Origin of the sequence: Flintibacter sp. HCN-6482 (genome assembly GCF_037892565.1) — a bacterium.
GTDB lineage: Bacteria > Bacillota > Clostridia > Oscillospirales > Oscillospiraceae > Lawsonibacter > Lawsonibacter aceti.
This window is the reverse complement of sequence record NZ_JBBKBK010000003.1, coordinates 307053-328755: the sequence shown is the minus strand read 5'-3', so window position 1 is coordinate 328755 and position 21703 is coordinate 307053. Positions and strand designations below refer to the sequence as shown.

Annotated in this window: 27 protein-coding genes; 6 read left to right on the top strand and 21 right to left on the bottom strand. The window is 61.4% G+C overall.

Annotated elements, in window-relative coordinates; genetic code table 11:
• Positions 1 to 143: 143 nt before the first annotated feature.
• Positions 144 to 1082: a D-2-hydroxyacid dehydrogenase gene (locus WKS99_RS11205; RefSeq protein WP_240286541.1), complete on the top strand. Its 939-nt coding sequence runs from the start codon at positions 144 to 146 to the stop codon at positions 1080 to 1082.
• A 42-nt stretch (positions 1083 to 1124) separates the two neighbouring features.
• Here the strand turns inward: WKS99_RS11205 and WKS99_RS11200 are convergent, their stop codons facing one another.
• The 20 genes from WKS99_RS11200 to WKS99_RS11105 all read right to left on the bottom strand — a co-directional run bounded on the left by WKS99_RS11200 (position 1125) and on the right by WKS99_RS11105 (position 14139).
• Complete coding sequence (locus WKS99_RS11200) at positions 1125 to 1688, bottom strand: DUF2313 domain-containing protein (RefSeq protein WP_340405979.1); 564 nt, start codon at positions 1686 to 1688, stop codon at positions 1125 to 1127.
• Positions 1685 to 2740, bottom strand: coding sequence for a baseplate J/gp47 family protein (locus tag WKS99_RS11195; RefSeq protein ID WP_186852954.1), 1056 nt, complete (start codon positions 2738 to 2740; stop codon positions 1685 to 1687). Before WKS99_RS11195 ends, WKS99_RS11200 begins: the two co-directional genes overlap by 4 nt.
• The gene (locus WKS99_RS11190) at positions 2737 to 3111 is read right to left on the bottom strand and encodes a hypothetical protein (RefSeq protein ID WP_147572354.1); all 375 of its coding nucleotides are present in this window, start codon (positions 3109 to 3111) and stop codon (positions 2737 to 2739) included. Before WKS99_RS11190 ends, WKS99_RS11195 begins: the two co-directional genes overlap by 4 nt.
• 10 nt (positions 3112 to 3121) lie before the next feature.
• Positions 3122 to 3508, bottom strand: a complete 387-nt coding sequence (locus tag WKS99_RS11185; RefSeq protein WP_340405976.1) for a hypothetical protein — start codon at positions 3506 to 3508, stop codon at positions 3122 to 3124.
• Between the two features lie 11 nt (positions 3509 to 3519).
• Entirely contained in the window at positions 3520 to 4470 is a 951-nt protein-coding gene (locus WKS99_RS11180) for a hypothetical protein (RefSeq protein WP_147572352.1), read from the bottom strand.
• Positions 4467 to 5039 (bottom strand): LysM peptidoglycan-binding domain-containing protein, encoded by a 573-nt coding sequence (locus WKS99_RS11175; protein ID WP_240286545.1) that lies wholly within the window; start codon positions 5037 to 5039, stop codon positions 4467 to 4469. Before WKS99_RS11175 ends, WKS99_RS11180 begins: the two co-directional genes overlap by 4 nt.
• Before the next feature lie 41 nt (positions 5040 to 5080).
• Positions 5081 to 5647 (bottom strand): hypothetical protein, encoded by a 567-nt coding sequence (locus tag WKS99_RS11170; RefSeq protein ID WP_340405973.1) that lies wholly within the window; start codon positions 5645 to 5647, stop codon positions 5081 to 5083.
• A complete protein-coding gene (locus WKS99_RS11165) occupies positions 5644 to 5898 on the bottom strand; it encodes a molybdopterin oxidoreductase (RefSeq protein WP_340405972.1) in 255 nt (84 codons plus the stop codon). The genes WKS99_RS11170 and WKS99_RS11165 overlap by 4 nt, the downstream gene beginning before the upstream one ends.
• Complete coding sequence (locus WKS99_RS11160; RefSeq protein ID WP_147572350.1) at positions 5892 to 6275, bottom strand: hypothetical protein; 384 nt, start codon at positions 6273 to 6275, stop codon at positions 5892 to 5894. The genes WKS99_RS11165 and WKS99_RS11160 overlap by 7 nt, the downstream gene beginning before the upstream one ends.
• Positions 6276 to 6277: 2 nt before the next feature.
• Complete coding sequence (locus WKS99_RS11155; RefSeq protein ID WP_147572349.1) at positions 6278 to 6667, bottom strand: hypothetical protein; 390 nt, start codon at positions 6665 to 6667, stop codon at positions 6278 to 6280.
• A 51-nt stretch (positions 6668 to 6718) separates the two neighbouring features.
• Positions 6719 to 7777, bottom strand: coding sequence for a phage tail sheath subtilisin-like domain-containing protein (locus tag WKS99_RS11150; RefSeq protein ID WP_340405970.1), 1059 nt, complete (start codon positions 7775 to 7777; stop codon positions 6719 to 6721).
• Positions 7774 to 8277: a hypothetical protein gene (locus WKS99_RS11145; RefSeq protein ID WP_340405968.1), complete on the bottom strand. Its 504-nt coding sequence runs from the start codon at positions 8275 to 8277 to the stop codon at positions 7774 to 7776. The genes WKS99_RS11150 and WKS99_RS11145 overlap by 4 nt, the downstream gene beginning before the upstream one ends.
• Entirely contained in the window at positions 8274 to 8594 is a 321-nt protein-coding gene (locus WKS99_RS11140) for a hypothetical protein (protein ID WP_262669968.1), read from the bottom strand. Before WKS99_RS11140 ends, WKS99_RS11145 begins: the two co-directional genes overlap by 4 nt.
• Entirely contained in the window at positions 8591 to 8941 is a 351-nt protein-coding gene (locus tag WKS99_RS11135; protein ID WP_262669967.1) for a hypothetical protein, read from the bottom strand. The genes WKS99_RS11140 and WKS99_RS11135 overlap by 4 nt, the downstream gene beginning before the upstream one ends.
• Position 8942: 1 nt before the next feature.
• Positions 8943 to 9956 carry a phage major capsid protein gene (locus tag WKS99_RS11130; protein WP_186852870.1) on the bottom strand — a complete coding sequence of 338 codons (1014 nt, stop codon included), beginning with the start codon at positions 9954 to 9956 and terminating at the stop codon, positions 8943 to 8945.
• A gap of 21 nt (positions 9957 to 9977) precedes the next feature.
• Positions 9978 to 10364 carry a hypothetical protein gene (locus WKS99_RS11125; RefSeq protein WP_186852871.1) on the bottom strand — a complete coding sequence of 129 codons (387 nt, stop codon included), beginning with the start codon at positions 10362 to 10364 and terminating at the stop codon, positions 9978 to 9980.
• A 56-nt stretch (positions 10365 to 10420) separates the two neighbouring features.
• On the bottom strand, positions 10421 to 11353 hold the full coding sequence (locus WKS99_RS11120; protein ID WP_262669965.1) for a hypothetical protein: 933 nt from the start codon (positions 11351 to 11353) through the stop codon (positions 10421 to 10423).
• Positions 11350 to 12489: a phage portal protein gene (locus WKS99_RS11115; RefSeq protein WP_262669964.1), complete on the bottom strand. Its 1140-nt coding sequence runs from the start codon at positions 12487 to 12489 to the stop codon at positions 11350 to 11352. The genes WKS99_RS11120 and WKS99_RS11115 overlap by 4 nt, the downstream gene beginning before the upstream one ends.
• 97 nt (positions 12490 to 12586) lie before the next feature.
• The gene (locus tag WKS99_RS11110) at positions 12587 to 13849 is read right to left on the bottom strand and encodes a PBSX family phage terminase large subunit (RefSeq protein ID WP_186852874.1); all 1263 of its coding nucleotides are present in this window, start codon (positions 13847 to 13849) and stop codon (positions 12587 to 12589) included.
• Positions 13846 to 14139 carry an XRE family transcriptional regulator gene (locus WKS99_RS11105; protein ID WP_147572341.1) on the bottom strand — a complete coding sequence of 98 codons (294 nt, stop codon included), beginning with the start codon at positions 14137 to 14139 and terminating at the stop codon, positions 13846 to 13848. Before WKS99_RS11105 ends, WKS99_RS11110 begins: the two co-directional genes overlap by 4 nt.
• Positions 14140 to 14311: 172 nt before the next feature.
• Here WKS99_RS11105 and WKS99_RS11100 point away from each other — a divergent pair, with 172 nt between their 5' ends.
• The 5 genes from WKS99_RS11100 to WKS99_RS11080 all read left to right on the top strand — a co-directional run bounded on the left by WKS99_RS11100 (position 14312) and on the right by WKS99_RS11080 (position 18352).
• Entirely contained in the window at positions 14312 to 14515 is a 204-nt protein-coding gene (locus WKS99_RS11100; protein ID WP_147572340.1) for a helix-turn-helix transcriptional regulator, read from the top strand.
• Complete coding sequence (locus WKS99_RS11095) at positions 14512 to 14937, top strand: hypothetical protein (protein WP_147572339.1); 426 nt, start codon at positions 14512 to 14514, stop codon at positions 14935 to 14937. Before WKS99_RS11100 ends, WKS99_RS11095 begins: the two co-directional genes overlap by 4 nt.
• 47 nt (positions 14938 to 14984) lie before the next feature.
• Positions 14985 to 15827, top strand: a complete 843-nt coding sequence (locus WKS99_RS11090) for an RluA family pseudouridine synthase (RefSeq protein ID WP_262669963.1) — start codon at positions 14985 to 14987, stop codon at positions 15825 to 15827.
• A 93-nt stretch (positions 15828 to 15920) separates the two neighbouring features.
• Positions 15921 to 17648, top strand: coding sequence for a phospho-sugar mutase (locus WKS99_RS11085; protein ID WP_147572338.1), 1728 nt, complete (start codon positions 15921 to 15923; stop codon positions 17646 to 17648).
• Between the two features lie 224 nt (positions 17649 to 17872).
• Entirely contained in the window at positions 17873 to 18352 is a 480-nt protein-coding gene (locus WKS99_RS11080) for a hypothetical protein (protein WP_340405960.1), read from the top strand.
• A gap of 66 nt (positions 18353 to 18418) precedes the next feature.
• On the opposite strand, the gene WKS99_RS11075 is transcribed toward WKS99_RS11080, so the two are convergent.
• The gene (locus tag WKS99_RS11075) at positions 18419 to 21496 is read right to left on the bottom strand and encodes an S-layer homology domain-containing protein (RefSeq protein WP_147572336.1); all 3078 of its coding nucleotides are present in this window, start codon (positions 21494 to 21496) and stop codon (positions 18419 to 18421) included.
• Between the last annotated feature and the right edge of the window lie 207 nt (positions 21497 to 21703).

Here is a 21703-nt window from a genome sequence, read left to right as displayed (position 1 = left end):
TCTAACAAATTATTTTATCATAGAACACGATGGGAGTAAAGGCGAAGAATGTCTTTTGCCCCGTCTTGCGGCGGGGGACAGAGTGTGGTATGATGAATGTAATTCTTCTAAAATCGTTTTCTTCCCTCTAAGGAGAGAATACTATGTCTGAATATATCCTAAACCTCCTTCCGGTTACAGAGGCAGAAAAGGCGGAGTTTGAGGCCATCGCACCAGATGCCGTTCATGTCTATGCTGGCCGAAGGACACTCACCTCGGAGCAGATTGCCCAGGCTACCGTTATCCTGGGCTGGCCCAGGCCCAAGGACATAAAGGGGGCGGCCCGCCTCAAATGGTTCCAGACCATGTGGGCCGGCACCGACGAGTACGAGGGGGAGGGCATCCTGCCCTCCGGAGTCATCTTCACCTCCTCCAGCGGCTCCAACCGCCAGTCGGTGGCCGAGCATATCCTTTCCTTCACCCTGGCCCTCTGCCGCCGCCTGCCCACCTACCGGGACGCCCAGAGGGACCACCGCTGGGAGGACCACGGGGCTATGAAGACCATCTTTGGCGCCAACGTCCTGGTGGTAGGGGCTGGAAACATCGGCGCTACCTTCGCCGCGATGTGCCGGGGGCTGGGGGCTCATACCATCGGCTTGAAGCGTACAGTGAACGGCCCCATTGCCGGATTTGATGAGGTATTTTCCATCGACCACTTGGACGACCTGCTGCCCCAGGCGGACGTGGTGGTGCTGGTCCTGCCCCACAGCGCCCAGACTGTCGGGCTTATGGATGAGGGCCGCCTGTCCCTGATGAAGGAGGACGCTATTCTCATCAGCAGTGGGCGGGGCTCTGTGCTGGACCAGGAGGCCCTGGCTCGGACCATGAAGGGAGGCAGGCTATGGGGTGCTGCCCTGGACGTGACCGAGCCCGAACCCCTTCCCACCGACAGCCCACTGTGGGATATTCCTAATCTAATCATCACCCCCCATGTGGCCGGAGGGATGCGTCTGGAGTTGACCCGCCGCGTTTGTATCCAGATGGCCCAGGATAACCTACGGCGCTATCTGGCGGGAGAACCGCTGAAAAACCGAGTCCGATGAATATAGAAAAGGGGCCCAACTCCCAGGAGTTGGGCCCCTTTTCTATATTACACAAGTCTCCAGACCAGACCAGGTCAGGTCCCGGTCCTCGATATCCCGCCAACAGGAGAACTTATCCTCCAACTCCGCCCAGGTTAAATACCAGAAGTGGTACTGAATATCTAGGTGAGGGGGAAGGATGTCCTCAATGATCCGCTTCAGCTCCCCGAAGCCAGGGGGCTCTCCCGCCACTCCGGGGAAGGACACCGCCACCGCGGCGGCCCCCAGCTCCTCCACTTTGGCGGGGATGCCGCAGCCCAGGATGGTGTCGTTGATCGCCTCGAGGGTAAAGCTGTCCCCGCCGATGCGCATTAGGGCAGCCAGAGCATCTGCCAACGGGCGGGGTTGGGTGGCTACTGGACGCCGGAGAAACAGCCGGGCCACCTGTTCCAGTCCCCAGCTCTCTGCCGTGGCCAGGCTGCTCTCCCGCTGGACCTCCTCCAGGGCGGCCATGGCCCCGTCCAAAGCCTCCCCCTGGGCATCCAGCTCACCGCCGTTGAAGGGTGCCTCTAGGTCATAGATTCCCAGGGGACGCAGCAGATCTCGAAGGTATTGGCTGTGGCTCATGGCATCTCCTCCACAGTTAGGGTATCCAGAACGGGCAGCACATCCTGCTCCACCTCCACGTCAGCGGTGGGGGAGAGGATGGCGTAGTTTGCCACGCCATCACAGCCGTAGATCAGGCTGCCCAACTGGGCCAGCAATACATCATGCCCCAGGCGCTGTCCGGTAAACCAGCCCCGGACCGCATCTTCTACTTCCTCCAACACCTGCTCCGCCCGGTATTCGGAGTGGGGCGCCACCTGGACGGCCACCTGGACAGCCTGTGTCTGGGGCGCCCGCACCTGGACCTCCACAGCAATCTCTCGGCGGCGCTGAAAATACTTGGCCAATTCATCCAACAGGTCCCGGTCTGGAAGCCCCTGGTGGGTAGCCACCACCACATCCAGCGTCCCTGTTCCCCTGGGCTTGGGCACTACCACTGCCGCCGCCACCGGGTCAAAGGACAGGGCCCCCTGCTGATAAAAGGCGGCGTTGGCCCCGTTGGGCAGCCGCTGGAAGGTATCCAGCACCCTCTGACGCAGCTGCTCATCCCCCTCCCGGTCCACTCCCCCTTGGCAGGGCGACGGGTTGGAGCAGGCGGATATTCCAGCGGGCGCTACCGCCATGGACAGGATGGTTCCTGCTGCCACATTCCCAGAAATGCCGGGGACCAGAGCCTGGACCGGGACATCCACGTGGGCCTGTCCAGCGGCTAGCAGACCATCCTCGATCGTTTCAAAGCGGATCAGGCCGGCTGTCATACAGACCGTCCCCGCTGGAATGGGCCGGTCCGTATTCTCTGAAATTTCGCCAGCAAAACGGACTACACCCCGCGCCGCCACCGGCTCCTTCCGCTCCAGCCCCCGGAGCTGGGCGTGGCGGTCCAGATACTCCCCCTCCGCCGTCTGGGGAAAAGCCTGCCGTGCCACCCAGCCAGCCTGGACATAAAGGGAAAAGACCTGAGCGGCGCAGGCATACAGGCGGGCGGACAGATCACACCCCTCTGCCGGGGCCACCCCTGTCTTCTCTCCATAGGCGGAAAGCATCTCCTGATAGATCTCCTCCACAGTCTTCACCATGTCACCTCCACCGCTTCACGGGGGGACAGCTCCAGGTCCAGGGAGAGCGGCTGACCCTGCCATTCCAATTGTACCCGAAGCTCCGCTCTGTCTCCTGTCTGTGCCAGGGCTACGTCTTTGACCTTCAATTCCCGCTCTCCTTCTAAGGCCTGGGCCACATACCGGGCAGCCAAGGACTGCCGGACCGATGGCTTCTCCCGCGGCACCTGGTAGAGCCGGCTGCCCAGCTCAGGCAGAAAGGGCAGCCCGCCCCGCCGGGCGGTGAGCCTGTACAACGCCCGGGCCAGTACCTCCTCGCTGCCGGTGAGGGTGGTCAGTCCTCCCGCCCCGTCGGGCACATAGTCCCCCTCAATCAGCTTTCGTTCCATATCTTCCTCCTCACCCCAGCATCTCGGCCACAATTTTTTGGATATATGCCTCCAGAGTCTGGCCGTTGAGATAGACCGTCCCCTCCAGCTCCACTCTGCCCTGGTCCAGCCCAAGGGCGCTGCCTGGGCCGAACAGACGGATCGGTCCCGCCTCCTCAACATTCTCCTGGATCTTTCCCAGGATATAGGGGCTCTCCCGTTCCACGCCCGCCTTGAGTACCAGCACCTTGTCCCCGGCGCCGGGCTGCCAGGAATAGCCGCCTGGGGCGCAGACCGGCAGCCACCGCCGCTCTCCCCCTAACTCCACGGCGGCAGGATTTCCTCCCAGCGTGACTACGCCTACCTCTGCCGCCGGCTCCTGGCTCTGGGGCAGGCGGCCCCGCTCCGATGTCCACATATTCCATCACCTCAGACCACAAAATCCGGGAGCGCCAGTTCCAGCCTGGTCCATGCGCCCTCCATACCCATCCCTGTGGCAGACTGGAGTACCCGGTATCGCCCGTTCCAGTCCCACTTGCTCCGCCGGATGGAGACCAGGTCTCCAGGCCAGGCGCAGAAGGGCTGGGCGATGGTCAGTTCCACCCGCTCCTGTTCCGAGGCGGACCGGTCCAGCTGAAACTGGCCGTTGTACCGCATCGTTTTATAGTTGCTCCGGCCTGGCATAGTCAGCACTCTCCGAGCACTGCCTCCCTGGGACAGAAAATCCCCGTTATCCACCCGCTGTACCGCCCCGGACCACCGGTCCCGGACCAGCACTCGGGATAGAACCCCATACCGCCGGTCCCGGCGGACCAGAGTGGTTACCGGAGTTCCATCCTCTACGAGCCGCTCCTGGCTGTCCTGCCAGCCAGACAGGACCAGACGGCCCAGGCGGTCAAACCGGGGACATACGCCGCCGTAATAGCGGGCGAAATCATAGACCACCGACCACTCACTGCTTCCTGTGGCCACGGAGAAGCGGGTTACAGCGGGCAGCGCCGCCCCTGGAGCGGTCTGGATGCCGTAGGGCGTCACATGGTCCCGGAGGATGTCCGCCAGGGTGGCGGTGCCGTAGTCCTGCCCAATGGCCTCGTTGTCCAGCAGCAGGGCCGCCAGCCCCCGGCCGCTGATCTCCAGCTGGCAGCCTCCCTGGTCCAGCGTGACCTGGCACTCGTCCACCACTCCGTTGAACATATCTTTTCCCTGGTACCGGGCGGAAAAGCGGACCCAGTCTCCAGGGGCGGTCTCTCCCCCCATCTCCCAAGGACAGCGAAAAGTAAAGCTGTCACAGGGCACCCCGGCAGTATACTCCAGCTCCCACTGAGTGGGATAGGGCAGCAGCCACTCCCTGCCCCGCCAGTCTGTCACATAGCCTCTCACCGCACTCGAACCTCCTCGCCCACCCGGATAAGATTCGGGTTTTTGATCTGGGGATTGAGGGCTACCAGCTCGTCCAGGGACAGGCCGTACTGTCCCGCCAGCGCCCACAGGGTGTCCCCCGACACCACCCGGTGGTAGACGGCGGACGGCTCCCACTCCTGGGCGGTCTGGCCGCCCGCTCCGCCCTGGTTCTGCCGGACCGCCAGGCCGGTGTACCAACTGTCGTCCTCCCAAAAGGTGAAAGAATAGCGCACAAAGTCAGGCCGGGGCTCTTGTTCCAGCCGCAAAGACACGAAATAGGCGTTGGCCGCCTGCCACAGCGGGTGGATCAGCAGTCCCGGACCGCCGTTGTAGAACATATTGGCCAACTGCCCAAACTGGCTGTATGCGTCCGGGCCCACAAATTCCCCCTCCCCCTCCATGATCCGGTTGGTCCGCCCCAGGTCCTGGAGGCGGAACAGGCCGAAGGGTGTCTTGTGAACGGCCATCTTTCTCTCATAGTCGATGGAGTACACCCTGGGGTTGTGGGGCCAGGTGTAGCTCTTGTAACGCATGGGTGACAGGTCCATTCTGCATACCTCCTTCTGTGGCGGCGGGCCTGACTGCCCGCTCAATAGAGGAAAAAGCCCCCGTCATAGCGGCGGCTGTCCCGGCGAAAGGCCTGGTCCATCTGCCGAATGGACGGCCCGGAGGAACTCTCCGCCTCTCTCGCCCAGTCCGGCTCCGGTCTTCGGCTGTCTGGGCCCATTCCCAGCCCGCCAACTTGGGAAAATGGCCTGTGGAGCGGGATAGGCCCAGCTTCTAGGCCTCCTCCGGACCGGCGCATACCGGAAGCCTCCTGGGCGGTTCTGATTTCATTCAGGGCCGCCGCTGCCCGTTCCCGCTCCAGGAGGACGGAGAGCAGCGGGAGGGCTTCCTCCCCATCCTCCCTTCCCCCTCTGATGAGCGGGGCCTCCGCCCCGGTGGAAGACCCTGGGGCGTCCTCCCGGTCCGGCTCCCGCCGATCCGCCGGGGAAACGAAACTGCCCTGTATACAAAGATCCGTAGCAGGGAGGGAGGTGCCCCCATCCGCCTCCGCCGTCCGGCCGTCCGGGACCGGGATCCACAGGACCATCGCCTCCAGCGCTTGGAGCAGCGCCTCCCCTTGGCCGGGCCCTTCTTCCAAATAGTCGGTCATGGCTTCCCAGCTCCCTGTTCAAATTTCTCCATGTCAAAGGAGATGTTTACGCTCCCCTCCGCCCAGCTGGAGGCCGGCCGGCCGCACACAGGGCAGCGCTCCTCCGCTCCCCGGCTCTTGCACTCTGGGCAAAAACGCTCCAGCTCATCCTCCCGGTCCAGCAGAGTATGGACTAGGCACCAGAGATAGTCCCTTCCCTTCATCTCCCTGGCCCGCTCCTCGGTGGGCAGGGCGTGAAATTCCTTCAGCACCCGCCATCGGAGCCGTTCAGCGGGGGCCCCGCGAAGTTTTTTTTTAGTTCCTCCAACTCCGTTTGGCTCACATCCAGTCCAGGATCGGATCGGCGGCGCAGCTGGGCCCACCGGGCGGCCAGCGCCCCAATTTCCTCCACCGTCAGTCCGGCCAACACGCTCTGCCCATCTGGAAAGACGGGGGTGTGGTTCTCTGTCCGCTCCAGGGCCCTGGCCAGCAGGCAGGCGTTGGAGCACAGGGCCCGCTCCCGGTCCTCACAGGCCAGCTCCCCGGCCTCCCGTCTGGCCTGGAGCACCTCCAGAGCGGACAATAGCCGCAAATCCATTCCGTTATCTAGGTGGACGCGGTCCTGCCGTGCCAAAATAGAACTGTCCACCCCTATACCCCCGTTTCGATGCGCCGGGAGGCTACCAGGGTTACCTTCTCCAACACCATGGAGCCTAGAGTGGCGCTCTCCTGAATGGCGCTCCACTGGCAGTCGGAGTAGATGATTTTTTTATCCGGCTTACAGATCACCAGGGAGAAACCGGACAGCTTGTAAAAGTCAATGCCGTCCCGGACGGCCTCATCCGTGGCGTACAGCCGAGTCAGCTCCACCACGTGGGTGGCTTGTCCGGGGACGGTGGCCACCGGCTCCGACTCCCCAAAGGCCTCCACGGCAGTGCTGGATTTGGTAGCCCGTGCGGTGTAGCTCTGGACTACCGCGACCCGGGTGCCATCCACTTCCAGATAGATGTCGCTGCTGGTGGGAAAGCCAGCGATACTCATATCAATACCCCCTTCTCGCTCTTGTGCCTCAGTCTTTTTTCAGCGGGGCCATTATACCGTGATGTGGGCGGTCAGCCAGATTTGGTTGAGACCGTGGGCCACTGTAAAGGAGAAGTCCACTAGGCATCGGGTGGGCTCCTCAGGGTCAGCGCTCACCGCCACATCCTCATAGCCAGTGATAATCTCCCTGGACAGCTTTTGCTCCAACTCCAGCACTACCTGGGCTCGGATCGCGCCGCGGCTCTGGGGTGTGTTTTTGGCTCTTCGAAACTTGGCCGCCAGCGCTTGGCGCAGGGATGGGATCACGTCGTCCACCACCCGAATGGTGGCCAGGTCCCGCCAGGTGGGGTCCGCCGCAGCCCCGGTGGCAGTCCGGGTGGTCACACCCCGTACCACGCTGACTGTGCCGCCTACCTGCTCTACCGGGGTAACGCCCCCCAGGATAAGCCGGTCCAGGTCCTTTTCTCCATAGCGGCCCTCCAGGCCGTACAGTCCAAGCAGTTCCGCTCCGCCCAGAGGGACTGCCGGATCCGATTCCCCCGCCAGGGCTCCAGCCACCGCCGCCGCCACGGTCAGCCCGGAAATGTCCTCTCCCTCCTGGTCCAATCCACCGGGGGCCACCAGGACCGCCCGCTCCGAGTTCAGTCCCTTTGCTCGGTCGATCAGGTCGTCCACACTCTCCCCCTTGGCTCCAGCCAACAGGGCAAGGCGCTCCCGGCGGTCCGCCGAGGCCGCTTTCACGCTGTCCAGCAGCAGCTTCTGTATCTCTGTGTCGGTGCTGTCACAGAGGACTACGGCGATATCCTCCACCTCTGACAGCTGCGCGAAGGCGGCCTTATAGCCCGCCTCGTCCGCTGTCGCCACAGCGGCCACACCGGAGGCTCCGTTTTTCAGGGCTAGCCGAATCAGCTCCGCCATGCCCTCCGCCCCTTGCGAGCCAAAGGCGGCCACCGCCCTGTCATAGCTGGTGATAATATGCGTCTCTCCGGGAGCGGCTACGGTATTGACTGCCGCCAGTCCCACCAGCCGTCCGCTTCCCCGTCCGCTGACCAGGGATGAGGCATCGTAGGAGGAGTAGACCCCCGGACGCTCATGTACTGTTATGCTCATGGTTTGATTCCACCTCTCAGTTCAAAGTCGGTAAAGAGCCCTCCGGGCTGGGCCGCGGCGTAGAGATAGGCCTGGCATACCACTTGGGCTGGCCGCTTCATCCGCTTGGCCTGACCGTCGTAGACTGTCTCTCCGCAGGCCACCTCCTGAACGGCCAGCCCCTGGGGAGCGCCCTGTGCGAAAGCCTGGACCACCTGGTCAAAGGCCGTCTGAATGCCAACATCCCCCTGTCCCCGAGGGGCGTACAAGTCCAGTCCAAATGTCAGGGCAGCCTTTCGGCCGTACAGCTCCTGCCACAGGCCGGTCCTCTCGTCATACCGCTCTCCCAGGTAGTGCTGAAAGCCGGCGGGACCGGCCTGACATCCCCGGAGGGACACCACGACCAGTGCTCCTTCTTGAACTGGGCGCTCCCCGGCGGGCCAGGCGGCGAATGCCTGAACTCCCTGCTCTTTCAGGTAATCCACCATCTGTTCCCGGATGTTTTCCAGTCCTCCGCTCATGTTGCCTCCCTGTCCCTGGGCCGCAGCAGGGCCCACCAGTGGCTGTCCCCCACCAGATGGGCCGACTGCACCTCAAAGGCCCGGTCCTTCCACTCCACTTGGCTCCGCCCTGCCTCCAGCGGGATGTCGGCAGGTCCTAGATATAGATACCGGTCCTCCGGACGCTGGCCCAGGGGAGAAGGGAGGCGTTGCTCCCTCTCCCGGTCCAGCACTGGCTGGAGGAAAGCCCGCAGAGGCCGGTCCTCCATCCCTTCCAAGCGCAGCGTCACCTCCTGGCCGTACATGGCCAGAAGGGAGCGCCACTCCCGCTCCATCATCCCCGCACCCCCCGAAAGGCAAAGCCGGTCTCTCCCAGCCAGGGGGCCAGCAGCCGTTCCGCCGTAGCGGTCAGGCCGCCCTCTCCGGCCGTTCCCCCCATACGGATGGACAATTCTCCGGCGGTGAAGGAGGACACTCGGCCGCTTCCCACGGCCCGCTCCAGCCCATCCATCGCCAGCATGGCGGCAGCCAGAGGGAAGGCGGGACCACACAAGCCGGGGGAGGTCCCCGGCTTCAGCCGCCGCTCCAAAGCCTGCGCACTGGCCTGAGCCAGGGGGAGCAACAGCCCCTCCTGGTCCTCGGTGGCTCCCATGGCTCGGCACAGAGCCATGATCTCCTCCGTCATGTCACACCTCCAGTACCCGGCTGGCTCCCTGGAAGATCTTGGCGAAGCCGCAGATCGTGGTGATGGCGGCCCGCTCTAGCTGCCGGTCGATAAGCTTGTCATACTCCACCATTACGTCGCTCCCCTGGACCATCTCCAGGGCAAATCGCTTGTCCAGCCCGATAGCGGTGCCGCTAGGCAGGACCGAGGTACGCAGCAGCTGGGCGCCCAGGGGGGTGGTCAGCTTGCCTGTCCCCTGGAAATTCAGGCCGGTAAGGGGGTTCTGGAACTCCGTCAGCTTGAGCAGCTTGACCATAACATCCCCGGACACTAACAGGGCGTTCATCTCATAGGGGTCAAATTTGGCCCAGAAGTCCACCAGGTCCTCATACGTCAGAGTGCCGGTTGACTTAACCTGGTCCGCCTCGGCCCCATTGTCGTTGCCGTCCCCATGGATAAGCACTTCCACGCCGTCGGCCAACAGTGTCCGGGCGATGTGGGCCCCCATCTGACGCAGAGTGACCGAGAACAGGTCCAGCTTTTGATAGCGCACCGCCTCATAGCTGGCTACCAGCATCCGTCCTCTCTTGTGGAGCCGGACCAGGTTGGACTGGACCTGCACTGTGGTGGCGGGGATGGAGGCGCCCTCCTCCACGTGGCGCAGCTCCTTACTGTCCCCTCCCGCCTCGGCAGTGATGGAGCGGTAGTCCATGCCGTCAAAACGGGTCACAGCGGCGGTGATGTGGGGGAGAATGTCGCTCTCCTCCATACCCTGCCGGACCGACCGGGCGATGTACTCTGGAAAGAGGACGGCGGAATCGGCGGTTCGGAAAAACTTTTCCACTACGTCGCTGCCAGCTCCCTTTACCCGGATATCAAACCGCTTGAGCTGCCGCTGGAAAGCGTCCAGCCCCTCCAGGCTGGTTCCCTTGTACTGGTCGCTGGGGTCCTGGCGCTCTAGCACCTGGGTGAAGGTACTGCCCGCCTCCTGATACATCCCTTTGTCCAGCTTCAGATTATCGTAACAAAACGCCATGCTCACACGCTCCTTTCCAAATTACAGGCAGAGGACAGCAGTGCCGTCCTCTGCCGTGCTGACCACCAAGGCCCTGACCCCGGCGGGGGAGGGCAGTGTGACCGCTCCGCTTTCCACAGTCACCGAAGGGGCTTCGGCCGCCTTTACGCCTCCCTGCCCGTCCGCCACCAGCTCCACCCAGCCCAGGTTCATCTGCCCAGTGCGGGACACTTTTGTAAAGCCCTTCACCTGGACGGCCGCGGCCCCATTTCTGGGCTCCAGAGCCACGCCGCAGAAGGCGTCCCCATCCGCGCAGGGACCAACTGTGCCATCCTCTGTCACCTTGACCACCTGGCCGCCCTTCACGCCGGTGTCGGCGGCAAAGCTGACCGTCACCGCTCCCATCTCTTCAAAGGAAAATTTGCTCATCCTCATGTCCTCCTCTGTTTATTTGGCAGGGCGGGGCAAATCCCCCGCCGCTGTCCTCAGATCAAAAACGCCCTGTCCCTGTCCCGCTCTGGGGCCTGGTCCTGCTGATATTGGAGCTGGGGGAGCAGCGGATACCGCTCCGCCGCCCGGCGACGGCAGCCATCTTCCATCGCCAGCAACTCCTCCCAGGACAGCTTGGCCGCCACACCTTTTAAGGTGTCCCGGTCCAGTCCTATCTGGGCTAGCATGCCAAGCCGGACTACCTCCTCCCGTAGCCGGGAGAGATAGCGCCGCCCTGTTTCAGCCTCCTCCTCCAGCCGCTCCAGCTCCAGGGCACAGCCGGGGGCCTGACGGACCAGCTCCTTCAGGCTGGTATGCCGCCCCGCCCCTTTGATCACCCCGGCCAGGGGCTGGGCGGGTACCGCTACGAAGGAAAACTCATAGGCGTCGCTCGCCCCTTCCAGATTGGCAAAACAAAGCCTTCCGCCGTATTCCTGGCCCTTCCGGTGGCCGCAGTCCCCAGTCCGCAGGTCCCCGCCGCAGATGGAACACACCGCCCGCTCCACGGCGCAGCCCACGCTGACCTCCCGCTTGATCCCCCCTTCGATCTCCGCAATCAGGTCCCGGCCGCTCTCGGTCCGCACCATGTAGGCGTAGCCCTTCAGCCAGCAGTAACCGTCCCCGGCCAGAGTGATTTTTTCCGGCTCCCGGATCACCTCCGTCTTATAGATCCGGGCCGACTGCCCCCGGGCGGACCACTGGTGGTCAAAAATTCCGCTCTTGCCCACAAACAGTCCGGCCAGCTCCTCCAAAGTCTGTGGAGAAAACCGCTCAAAGTCCCGGTCCACCTGGTCGTCACACAGTCGAACGGAAAAGGTGTACACCTCCTCCGCCTTGAGCTCTTTGCGGGCCAGCTGGTTGATCAGGGCCAGGTCCTCCGGACTCACCTCTGTTTCCTGCCCCCCCTGGCTCTCTTTTATGATCTTCATGCCATTTCCTCCCTCAACTTGTCCGCTTGGGCTCGGTACAGCTCGGCCCGAGCTTCTTCCACCATATCCTGCAGGTCGATGTCCTCCCACTCCAGCTCCACCCGGTCGTCAAAGCCGTGGAGCTGCAGCCACAGCTCCGCCACACGGAGCAGGGCCGGCTCCACCGTCCGGCGGATGGCTGTGATCTCACTGGTCAGCAGGTCGGCCTGCTGGGCGCTCATCCGCTCCGTGGCCGACCAGGACAGGCCCAGCATGAAGGGCGGGATGCCTGTCCGGGCCACTAATTGTTCCAGAATCTGCCGCACGGGTACTTGGCTGTCCAGCACCGGACTGTCCGCCCCGATGACCTTGATGTCCACGTCCCCCACCGCTACAAAGTCACGCACCTGACCCTCCCGGCCGGCGGCCATGGCGGAGGACCACTCCTGGACGATCTGGCCGCACCGCTCCTGGGCAAAGGCCTCCTCGCCCTGGCCCGGCCTGCATACCACCGCAAAGCGGAGGTTACCTGCCCGCTCCCAGTTCTGGCCGGTGGCCTGAAAAATCTTCAGCAGGATGCCTGCCAGAAAGGGCATGGAGCGCAGCAGGGATACCCCGCAGGGGGCGTCTCCTGTGGGTTGGAATGGTGTAAACAGGAGCAGCTCCTGCCAGGGCAGCTCCCGGACTGCCCCCGCCTCTCTTCGGCACAGGAGGAAGTCCATGGGGCTGTCCCCCAGCCGCGCCTCTACCTGCTCTGGATCGGCGCAGAGCAGGGCGGCGATATCCCTGCCGTCGCCGGACAGCACCATCTCCCCCAGACCGTGGCCGCAGGTGAACAGGTCGTCCAGATACCGGTCCAAGAAGGATTGGACGCCCCGCTGCCCCCAGCCCGTGTCCACAGTTCGCCAAAAGCGATCCAGGCCCGCCTGAGCCCTGCCGTCTCCACACCGGGGAGTCGTCCCGCCACACAGCCGTACCAGCTTCCAGATGGCGGCGTCCACTAGGGGGACCCCCTCCCGGATCGCCCGGTACAGCTCCACCTCACCGGAGCTCAGGGGCACATAACGGTCCAGCGCCCCGAAGGGCTGTCCCTTTCCCTGCCGTACCTGGACCACCGGGGCGGGAGGCTCCCGCCGCTTTCGTTCCCACCATTTCATGCTGTTTGCTCCTTTCTATGGATTATCTGAGAGTACCAGCCTCTATTGGTAATCAGGGTCTGATCTTCCGCCGCAAAAATAAGGGAGAACTATGTCTTTAAAACCCGCTCCGCTCTACCACTCCGGCGTAGAGACCGCCTCGTCTCTCCTCTCGGGCGGCTACCGTGGCAGCGAAATACCGGATTTCGTCCATAGCGTGGTCGTGCTCCTTTTTTACCTGGTCCCGCCCCTGGCAGTCCGGGTCCCAGTGGTAAAGGGAAAACTCCCGGATGGCGGCCGTGCATCCCGCGCAGACGACCAGCTTTCCGGCCTTTAGCAGCCTGGCGGTAAGACGAATACCTGATAGGACCCGGTTGTCAGCCGGCAGCACCCGCCATCCCCTGCGGCGCAGAGTTTCCAGGAAGCTGGCCGCAGCCGGGTCTACCACTACTCCCTGGATGGACCGTCCACCCGCCAGAGCCGTTAGGTCGTCGGCGTACTCCTCGTCGGTCTTTTGCCGGTGTTCCTCTCTTGAGTTGTAGTAATACTCCTTTACCCGATACCAGACTCCATCTCGCTGTCCCCACAACCCCATGGAGGTGGGGTTGGCCGTACCATAGTCCACAGAGATGTGCCACCGCTCCAATCCGTTCTCCGGGGCCTCTTTCCAAAAGCTCTCGTCCAGAAAGTCGTAGACCAGCCCTTCGGCGGCTACCCACTCTCCCAGAACGAACCGCCGGTAAAAGGTCCCCTGAAACATGGTACGGTATCTCTCACGTACCTCAGGGGTCAGCCCAGGATTGTCCTCCATAGAAAAAGGGAGGCGCAGGACTTTCTTCTCCTCCGCCTTTCGTACCCACTCCTGATAAAACCAGTGGGCTGGAGACTCCGGGTTGCAGGAGAACCACAGTCTGCTGCCCGCCACCGAGCACCGGGCCACAGCCTGCTCCACAAAGGACCGAGGCATGAGCGCCACCTCATCTAGCAGGGCTCCCGCCAGCGTAATCCCCTGGATCAAAGCCGCTGAACCCTCGTCCCGCCCTCCAAACAGATAAAAGGTGTTGACCCGTCCCCCCAGTCGGACGGTGAGCAGGTTTTTGGACGTCCTTTTCTCGCACCGGAATCCCATATCATCCAGCAGAGGCAGCAGTTCCTCCAGCAGATTGCGGCCTATGGACTGGATGGTCTTGCCACACAGGGCAAAGTTCTTCCGGTGAAAGGACACCATGGCCCAGCAAAAAAAGGACAGGCCAGTACACAGTGTCTTGCCGCTTCGTACTGCCCCGTCGCAAAGAATAGCTTGCCTGTCCCGGTCCGGAGATCCTGGCCGCCACCAGGTCAGCACCCGCCGTTGTTTTGGGGAAAATACCAGCTCTCTCACTCCTGCCCCTCCATAGCCTGGAGGAACCGATCCACCTGTTCCTGACCGCTGTGTTCCGCCGCGTCCAGCAGCAGCTCCAGCAATCTGGCCCGGTCGGTAAACTTCAGCTCAATGACCCCATTCGCCCCCCGCTTAAATTCGGTGAGCCCGTCCAGCTCCAACTTCTCCAGCCGCCCCGGCTCCTCCTCCGGCCAGCAGGCCAGCCGTACCGCGTCCTCCACCCTGGCGTTAGCCAGCTTCCACATCCGTTCTAAAATATCCTCCCTCCCAGGGAGCTTTTTCTTTGCCACCCTATCCCTCCTCACCCTCTGCCCTCCCGCCCCAAAAGTTGTATCTTCCCGTCCATGCAGGAGCAAAAATGAAAATTTTTTCTAAATAGTAAAGTCAGCTTGACACAAAATGTTAAGTGTGCTATACTTCTTGTTGTAAAGTGCGCTTTACATCTCGAAAGGAGGTGTCTGGGTGACCAATCGCATCGCGGAGCTTCGGAAGGAGCGCCGTATCTCTCAGGCGGAGCTGGCGGACGAGGTGGACGTCACCCGTCAGACCATTATTTCCCTGGAGAACGGCCGGTACAATGCCTCGCTTCTCCTGGCCCACCGCATTTCCAAATACTTTGGGTTGACCATCGAGGAAGTCTTTTTGTTTGAGGAGGATGAGCCATGAAAAAATTTCCACCAAAAAATTTTTTCCCTGGGATCGGTCTGGGGATCGCCGTTGGACTTGGCGTAGCGGCGGTTATTTTGGGGGACCGCCTCACGGCCCCTATCAGTGGGCTGTGCTTTGGCCTGGCCGGAGCTTTGGGCGGTCTCTCCGGCAGCCGGCTCCTCATGGCCCACTTTGACCGGACCTGGACCCCGGAGGAGCGGAAGGAGATTGAGCGAGCAGAGCGGGACGAACGCAACGTATCCATCCGGGAAAAGGCGGCCTATTCCAGCTGGTACTGGACGTTATATCTTCTGTGGGCGGTATTTTTTCTTACGTTGGTGCTGGGCAGCGGATTTCCCACCGCTCTAGTGGCGGTCGTCATCACCCTCCACTGTGTGTTCTACATGGTCAATGTGAACCGCTGGACCAAAAAGCTGTGAGCCGCCGGTTGGAGTTGTCCATTTCCCCGGAGCTGGAGGGGAGCAAAGTGGACACTATTTTAAAAAAGCGGCTGGGACTGTCGGGCACGGTGGTCCGCCGGATTAAGTGGTGGCCGGACGGCATTCTTCTGGATGGACAGCGGGTTCAAACTGATGCCCGCCCCCAGGTGGGCCAGCTTCTCTCCGTCCGGCTGGATGACCTGGAGCGGCGCAGCGGCATTGTCCCGGCCCCCGGCCCCTTGGACCTCGTCTACGAGGATGAAGACCTGATAGTAGTGAATAAGGCCCCCGGTGTCCCCGTCCATCCCGGTCCGGGGCATTATAATGATACTCTGGGTAATTTTTTACTCTGGCATTACGATTTGGAGGGAGATTCTGCGGACTTTCACCCGGTCCATCGGCTGGACCGTGGCACCTCCGGCCTGCTGGTGGCGGCCAAACACCCTCATGCCCAGGAGATTCTGAAACGCCAACTCCACGCAGAGGGATTCCGACGGACCTATCTGGCGGTCTGTGAAGGCAGGCCGGAGCCCCCCTCCGGCCTCATCAGCGCCCCTCTGGGGCCGAAGGACGGGTCTCTGGTGGAGCAGATGGTCCGCCCAGACGGCAAGCCGGCCCGCACGCGCTATCGAGTGCTGTCCGCCCACAGTGGCCGCTCCCTCCTCCGCCTGGAGCTGGATACCGGCCGAACCCACCAGATTCGGGTCCACATGGCCTATCTCGGCCACCCCCTTACCGGGGACTTCCTGTATGGGAGGGAAGACCGGACGCTGATCTCTCGCCCGGCCCTTCATTCGGCGGAGCTCTCCTTCCTTCACCCCCTGACTGGCCGCCTTCTGTCCTTCTCCCGCCCGATGCCAGGGGATATGGCCGCCCTGCTCTCTGATTAGAGGTGTTTTCCCCCAAATGCGGCTGGAAATTTCCCTTTTTCTGTGTTATACTGTGGGCGAAACCTGATCTTACCACCAGAGGAGGATTTTTCTATGTCCTATCAAGATAGATACCAGGAGTGGCTCCACAGCCCCGCCCTCTCCGCCGCGGAGAAGGCGGAGCTGGAGTCCATCCAGAACGACCCCAAGGAGATCGAATCCCGTTTCTTCGATCAGCTCTCCTTTGGCACCGCCGGCCTGCGGGGCACCATGGGGGTGGGACTGTACCGGATGAACGTCCATGTCATCCGCCACGCCACCCAGGCCTTTGCCCAGGTGATTCTGGAGGAGGGGCCCCAAGCTGCCGCCCGGGGGGTGGCGATCTGCTTTGACTGCCGGAACAATTCTGATATTTTTGCCAAAGAGGCCGCCTGTGTCATGGCCGCCAACGGCGTCCCTGTCCGTCTGTTCCAGGCGCTCCGCCCCACGCCGGAGCTTTCCTTTGCCGTTCGGGAGTATGGCTGCATCGCCGGCATCAATGTCACCGCCAGCCATAACCCCAAGGAGTATAACGGCTATAAGGTTTACTGGGAGGATGGGGCCCAGCTCCCTCCCAGGCACGCCGACGAGGTGGCCAAAAAGATGAAGGAGCTGGACGTGTTTGCCTGTGTAAAAACCATGGATTACGACCAGGCCGTAGCCAGCGGCCAGATCGTCCTCATGGGGGCGGAGACCGACGAGAAATTCCTGGCCAACGTCATGGAGCAGGTCAATGACAAAGCCGTGGTGGAGCAGGTGGCGGACACCTTTAAAATGGTGTATACCCCCTTCCACGGCACCGGCTACCAACTGATTCCCGAGGCCCTGCGCCGTCTGGGCATGAAGCACGTCATCTGCGTTCCGGAGCAGATGGTGGTGGACGGGAACTTCCCCACCGTGGTCTCCCCCAACCCGGAAAACCCAGAAGGCTTTGCCCTGGCGGTGGAGCTGGCGAAGCGGCATGGGGCGGACTTTATCCTGGGCTCCGACCCGGACGCGGACCGGGTGGGCATCATGGTCAGGACCGGGGACGGCAACTTTAAGGTCATTTCCGGCAACCAGACCGGCGTACTGCTGCTGGACTACCTGATCGGAGCCAAGCGCCGCACAGGCAGGATGCCGGACAAGCCCGTAGCTCTGAAAACCATCGTCACCACCGAGATGGCCCGTAAGGTGGCCGAGGTCAACGGCCTTCAGTGCTATGACACCTTCACTGGCTTCAAGTTCCTGGCCCAGAAGAAGGACCAGCTGGAGGAAAGCGGCCAGGGCAGCGTCATCATGTCCTACGAGGAGTCCTACGGTTATATGCTGGGTGACTATGTGCGGGACAAGGACGCTGTGTCCGCCAGTGTGGAGCTCACCGAGATGGCGGCCTGGTACGCCTCTCAGGGCATGACGCTCTACGATGCCCTCCAGGCGCTCTATCAAAAGTACGGCTGCTACGGGGAAAAGACCCTGAATCTGGTCATGCCTGGATTGGACGGGCTAAAGAAGATGGCCGCGCTCATGGCGTCCTTGCGCTCCCAGCCCCCGGTGGAGATTGCCGGTGTGGCGGTAAAGGAGCAGAAGGACTACCAGGATGGCTCCGTAGTCGCTGTGGCCGATGGTTCCAAATCCTTTATGGAGCTGTCCGGCTCCAATGTCCTGCGCTATGAGATGACCGACGGGACCAGCCTGATTGTCCGACCCTCCGGCACCGAACCCAAGGTCAAGGTCTATATCCTGGCCAATGGACAGACCCAGGCTGAGTGCGACGAAAAGGTGTCCAAATACTCCGTCTGGGCGGAGAGTCTCAAAGGCTGAACCTGTGACTGAATCAAACAAAGCCCGCCGGTCCATAGGACCGGCGGGCCTTGTTTTGGACAAAATTGTCCTATGATTTCCAAAAAATGTATGCAGCCGTCCCACTCCGGGGCGGTTTTTTGTGTTGGGTAGAGGGAACTTCGGTGGAAGCCCATGGCTGACAGCCCCCCTCCCAAAAAAAGAGAGCCAAAACAATAACTTTAATACTTAAAGGAGGAACTACCATGTCAACGAACAAGACCCAACACTACCACCTCAACCAATGGGAGGTGGAGGACAAGGTGCTCCGTGCGGAGTTCAACCAGGACAACGCCAAGCTGGACAGCGCCCTGGCCCAGGCGGCCCAGGAGCGGGCGGAGCTTCGCTCCGCCATCCCCAAAATTGTCACCGGGACCTATCAGGGGAATGGAGCGGCCAGCCAGACCATCCCCCTGGGCTTTGCTCCCAAGGCGGTCCTGACCATGACCCAGAGCGGCCTGATGTACAGCCCCAATTCCTCCGGCTATATGTTCGGCGGTCTGGCCCTCCCCGGCCATTCTGCCAGCCACCGATATCGCCGGTCAATTTCCTCCCCCTATGAGTATTACCCCGGTGTGGAGGTGACGGATGCGGGCTTTACAGTGTACGAAACCAGAATAGGGGAGTACGCCGGGGTATCCTGCAATTCAGCGGATACCACCTATCACTATCTGGCTGTTGGATAAAAGGCTGGCACCCCCGGATTTCTCCGGGGGTGCCTCAGTGCTAGATTGGATTCAACTGTTTCTGGTTCAGCTCACAGTAACAGCCAAAGCCTGGTCGGCATCAGCGATTACTACCTGGAAAGAAGCCTCACCATTGGAGGGCAACTTAGCACCGGAATTACCGCTAGCGGCGCCAGTGTAATTGAAGGTGCGCTTGTCGCTTTCGCTGGAGCCAGTCCAAGTGGGGTGAGAAACATACACGTTGACGGTATCGCCATCAGCAGCGTACTTATCGCCCTTCAGGACCCATTCACCGCCCATGTTGTTGGTATAGGTGATGACCTTAGCTTCATTTCTGGTAATGGTAAAGTTATAGGTCACACCATCCTTAACAGCTCTCAGAGCAGTGTTGCTGGTAGCGGAGATGTCGGTATAATCCTGGGCCTTGAGGTAGTTGATGGCAACGCTCTGAACATTACCAGCGCTCTCAGAAGCCACAGCATTTACTGTAATCTCGGAACCATCGACCTTGGAAACATGGGTGGTGTAACCATCCACGGTGGGATCCGGAGGAGTGACAACGCTACCGTCAGCCTTGGAGCAGGCAGTCACGACCACATAGATACGGACGGCCAAGTCATTGTCGTTCTTGTCGTCATAGATAATATAGGCGTTGCCCACTACAGTGCGGTCCTTGAAGGTGTTGGCCAAGGTCTTGGCGGCGATGTTCTGCTCCACCTGATAGTCGGCGTTGTTGTCGTTCATGACCTCGCCGGACAGGGGGTAGCGGTCGCCCTTGTTGTCGGGCATCATAATCAGGGAGATCTGGGTGTCGCCGCTGACCACGACAGAAGTACCATCCAGGGTCAAGGTGTCGCCGCTCTGGGTAATGGTGTCGTTGTTCAGAGAAACGTTGACCTTATCAGGATCAGTGGTGTCAAAAGTGGAGCCGGTCTCATAGTAGCCGTCAGCGTCGATGGAGTAATCCTCATACAGGTTGCCCTTGCTCCAACGCTCCTTGGTTTCCACCTTGGTCAGCTCGCCGTCCAGGACCACGAACCAGCGCTCCACCTTCTCATTGTCGCTGTTGTCCACGAAGGTGGTGTCCTTCTTCACGGTGTACAGCAGGCTGTCGGTGGTGTTCTTCACGCTGCCGGTGCCCACGTCCACAAAGACCAGAGAGGCGGCCTTGCTGCTGTTGTCCTTGTCCCGCATATAGGCGATCTTGCCACCAGTGATAGTAATGTCGGGCACGTTGACGATGCCGGTGTATACGGTGATGTCGTCGTTCTTGTCCTTCACGATAAACACGGTGTTGCTGTTGCCTACCACGCTGTCAAAAATGACTACCTTGTTGTTCTTGATGCTGGTGGCAGAACTGGTTCCGGTAGTGGCTGCAGCAGTCAGAGTGTACTCGTCTTTGCTGTTGCGGCTATAGGAGTACCAGCCGTTGTAGCTATCAGTACGGTTACCGCTGGCGTAAGTGATTGTCTGCTTCTGGCCGGCCGCGTTCCGCAGCTCCTTGATGGTGATGGTCTCATTAGCGCCGTCGGAGAAGTAGGCGTCAGAGATGTCCTTAGTAGACAGGTTGGTTTCCTTGGCGATGCCGTTGATGTAGACATAGTTGCCCATGGACAGGGAAGCGTCGTCCACATACAGGGCATAGCCGTACTGATCCAGCACGATGGCGGCGTTGTTGCCCACAGAGAACTCGGTGGCGCAGCCGTTGTCGCCGTCAACCTCAGCGAACTTGGCGTAGTCGTGCTTAGTGCCGTCGATGGTCACGTTGCCGCCGGCGTCGCCATAGGTCTTGGTAGCGGTGGAGTAAGCGGTGACCTCGCCGGTCAGGACCTCAGCCTTCACAGCGGACTGAACCTTGCCGCCAGCGTAGGTGTACAGGATGTAGTCGTCCTCGGCCATATCCTTGACGGAGTCGAAGTCGTCGTCAGCCAGGGAGTTGACGCTGTTGGTCAGACCGCCAATGGGAGTGGTCAGAGTGGTGACAGCCACAGTGCCCTTGCTCTCGTTGTAGTCGCCGGTGGCCTGCATCAGATAGGTGTTGGACACGGTGACGGTGACCAGTTCCTTGTCGGCGTCCGTATACACCTCGGTCAGCACGCCCTTGCCGCTCTGGCAGGAGGCGGAGGAGGAGTTGGCCTGAGCGTAGGTGGTGGTGATGGCGACCTCGTCGGCAACCTTCACACCGTCAACGAACAGATCCAGACGATAGTCGTCCACCACGTCCTTGCCCAGCAGGTCGTACAGGTCGTCCTTGCTCATCTTGGCGGTGTAGGTGGCGGCGGGGGTATCGGAGTAGGTGCCAATGGTAGTGGTCTTGTAGGTCCAGCGGGTGCCGGGACGGCCGAAGTCGTCGCTGCGATCCTCGTACATCTTCAGATCGCCCTGATACAGCTTCTCGCCCAGCTCCACGATCCGGGTGCCGGAGTTGACAACAGTGCCGGCGGTGGTCAGGCCCTTGATGGCGCCGGCATAGGACTCGCCGCTGGTGATGAAGTTGTAGCTGACCTTACCAGCCTCAACCTTGACGCCGTCGGCGTCGACCTTGATGGTGTCGTTGTCGGCCTCAACAGTGCCGGCCTTCAGGGTGTTCAGCACCAGTTGAGCCAAGTCGTTGCGGGTCATGGGCTCGATGACGCCGGACTCCACATCGATGAACAGGTCGATCTTGTTGGCCTGCTTGATGGTGGAGAACTGCCAGTCATTCTCAAAGTCGGACTGGAACTGGAAGTAACCCAGGGCCTTCATCAGCATCAGAGCGGCCTGGGCAGTGGTGACAGACTGGTCACCGCCGTAGGTGGTGGCGCTGACACCGGAAGTGATGCCGTTGGTGTAGCAGGCGGCTACATAGGGTTCAGCCCATGCGGGGACATCGGTAAAGGGGCTGGTGCCCTTGTAGTTGGCTACGCGGTAGTCCATCAGGTTGGACATGACCACGGCCATCTCATTACGGGTGACCAGTGCGTCGGGGTTGAAGTTGCCGTTCTCGTCGCCGGTCATAACACCGACTTCCTGGAGAACTTCGATGGCTTCCTGATTCTGCTTGGAAGACACATCGTCGTAGGCCGCGCCGGTGCCGACTACCATCAGGCCCATGACCATGACGGAAGCCAGAGCCAGGCTAAGGGCCCGCTTCAGGTTTCTCATTCGGGATTCCTCCTTAAATTTTTTGGCCCTCGGACCTGTGCAGCCTTTCGGACCATATCTCAACTGACCGCTTTTCGCCCCGGAACCCGAAACAGGCGGGAGAGCTGCCCCTTCCTGTGCCGACCGTCAGCAGAGGCCCTGTGGAGCGCTCCATGGCAACGTTCAGGGGCCGCCCTCCGACCTGTTTCGAGTAGAGAGCCATTATTT

Coding starts and splice junctions, on each gene's coding strand:
- WKS99_RS11205 (WP_240286541.1), top strand. CDS start 144: ATGTCTGAATATATCCTAAACCTCCTTCCGGTTACAGAGGCAGAAAAG.
- WKS99_RS11200 (WP_340405979.1), bottom strand. CDS start 1,688: ATGAGCCACAGCCAATACCTTCGAGATCTGCTGCGTCCCCTGGGAATC.
- WKS99_RS11190 (WP_147572354.1), bottom strand. CDS start 3,111: ATGGAACGAAAGCTGATTGAGGGGGACTATGTGCCCGACGGGGCGGGA.
- WKS99_RS11185 (WP_340405976.1), bottom strand. CDS start 3,508: ATGTGGACATCGGAGCGGGGCCGCCTGCCCCAGAGCCAGGAGCCGGCG.
- WKS99_RS11175 (WP_240286545.1), bottom strand. CDS start 5,039: ATGGACCTGTCACCCATGCGTTACAAGAGCTACACCTGGCCCCACAAC.
- WKS99_RS11170 (WP_340405973.1), bottom strand. CDS start 5,647: ATGACCGACTATTTGGAAGAAGGGCCCGGCCAAGGGGAGGCGCTGCTC.
- WKS99_RS11155 (WP_147572349.1), bottom strand. CDS start 6,667: ATGAGTATCGCTGGCTTTCCCACCAGCAGCGACATCTATCTGGAAGTG.
- WKS99_RS11150 (WP_340405970.1), bottom strand. CDS start 7,777: ATGAGCATAACAGTACATGAGCGTCCGGGGGTCTACTCCTCCTACGAT.
- WKS99_RS11145 (WP_340405968.1), bottom strand. CDS start 8,277: ATGAGCGGAGGACTGGAAAACATCCGGGAACAGATGGTGGATTACCTG.
- WKS99_RS11140 (WP_262669968.1), bottom strand. CDS start 8,594: ATGATGGAGCGGGAGTGGCGCTCCCTTCTGGCCATGTACGGCCAGGAG.
- WKS99_RS11135 (WP_262669967.1), bottom strand. CDS start 8,941: ATGACGGAGGAGATCATGGCTCTGTGCCGAGCCATGGGAGCCACCGAG.
- WKS99_RS11130 (WP_186852870.1), bottom strand. CDS start 9,956: ATGGCGTTTTGTTACGATAATCTGAAGCTGGACAAAGGGATGTATCAG.
- WKS99_RS11125 (WP_186852871.1), bottom strand. CDS start 10,364: ATGAGCAAATTTTCCTTTGAAGAGATGGGAGCGGTGACGGTCAGCTTT.
- WKS99_RS11120 (WP_262669965.1), bottom strand. CDS start 11,353: ATGAAGATCATAAAAGAGAGCCAGGGGGGGCAGGAAACAGAGGTGAGT.
- WKS99_RS11115 (WP_262669964.1), bottom strand. CDS start 12,489: ATGAAATGGTGGGAACGAAAGCGGCGGGAGCCTCCCGCCCCGGTGGTC.
- WKS99_RS11095 (WP_147572339.1), top strand. CDS start 14,512: ATGAAAAAATTTCCACCAAAAAATTTTTTCCCTGGGATCGGTCTGGGG.
- WKS99_RS11085 (WP_147572338.1), top strand. CDS start 15,921: ATGTCCTATCAAGATAGATACCAGGAGTGGCTCCACAGCCCCGCCCTC.
- WKS99_RS11080 (WP_340405960.1), top strand. CDS start 17,873: ATGTCAACGAACAAGACCCAACACTACCACCTCAACCAATGGGAGGTG.
- WKS99_RS11075 (WP_147572336.1), bottom strand. CDS start 21,496: ATGAGAAACCTGAAGCGGGCCCTTAGCCTGGCTCTGGCTTCCGTCATG.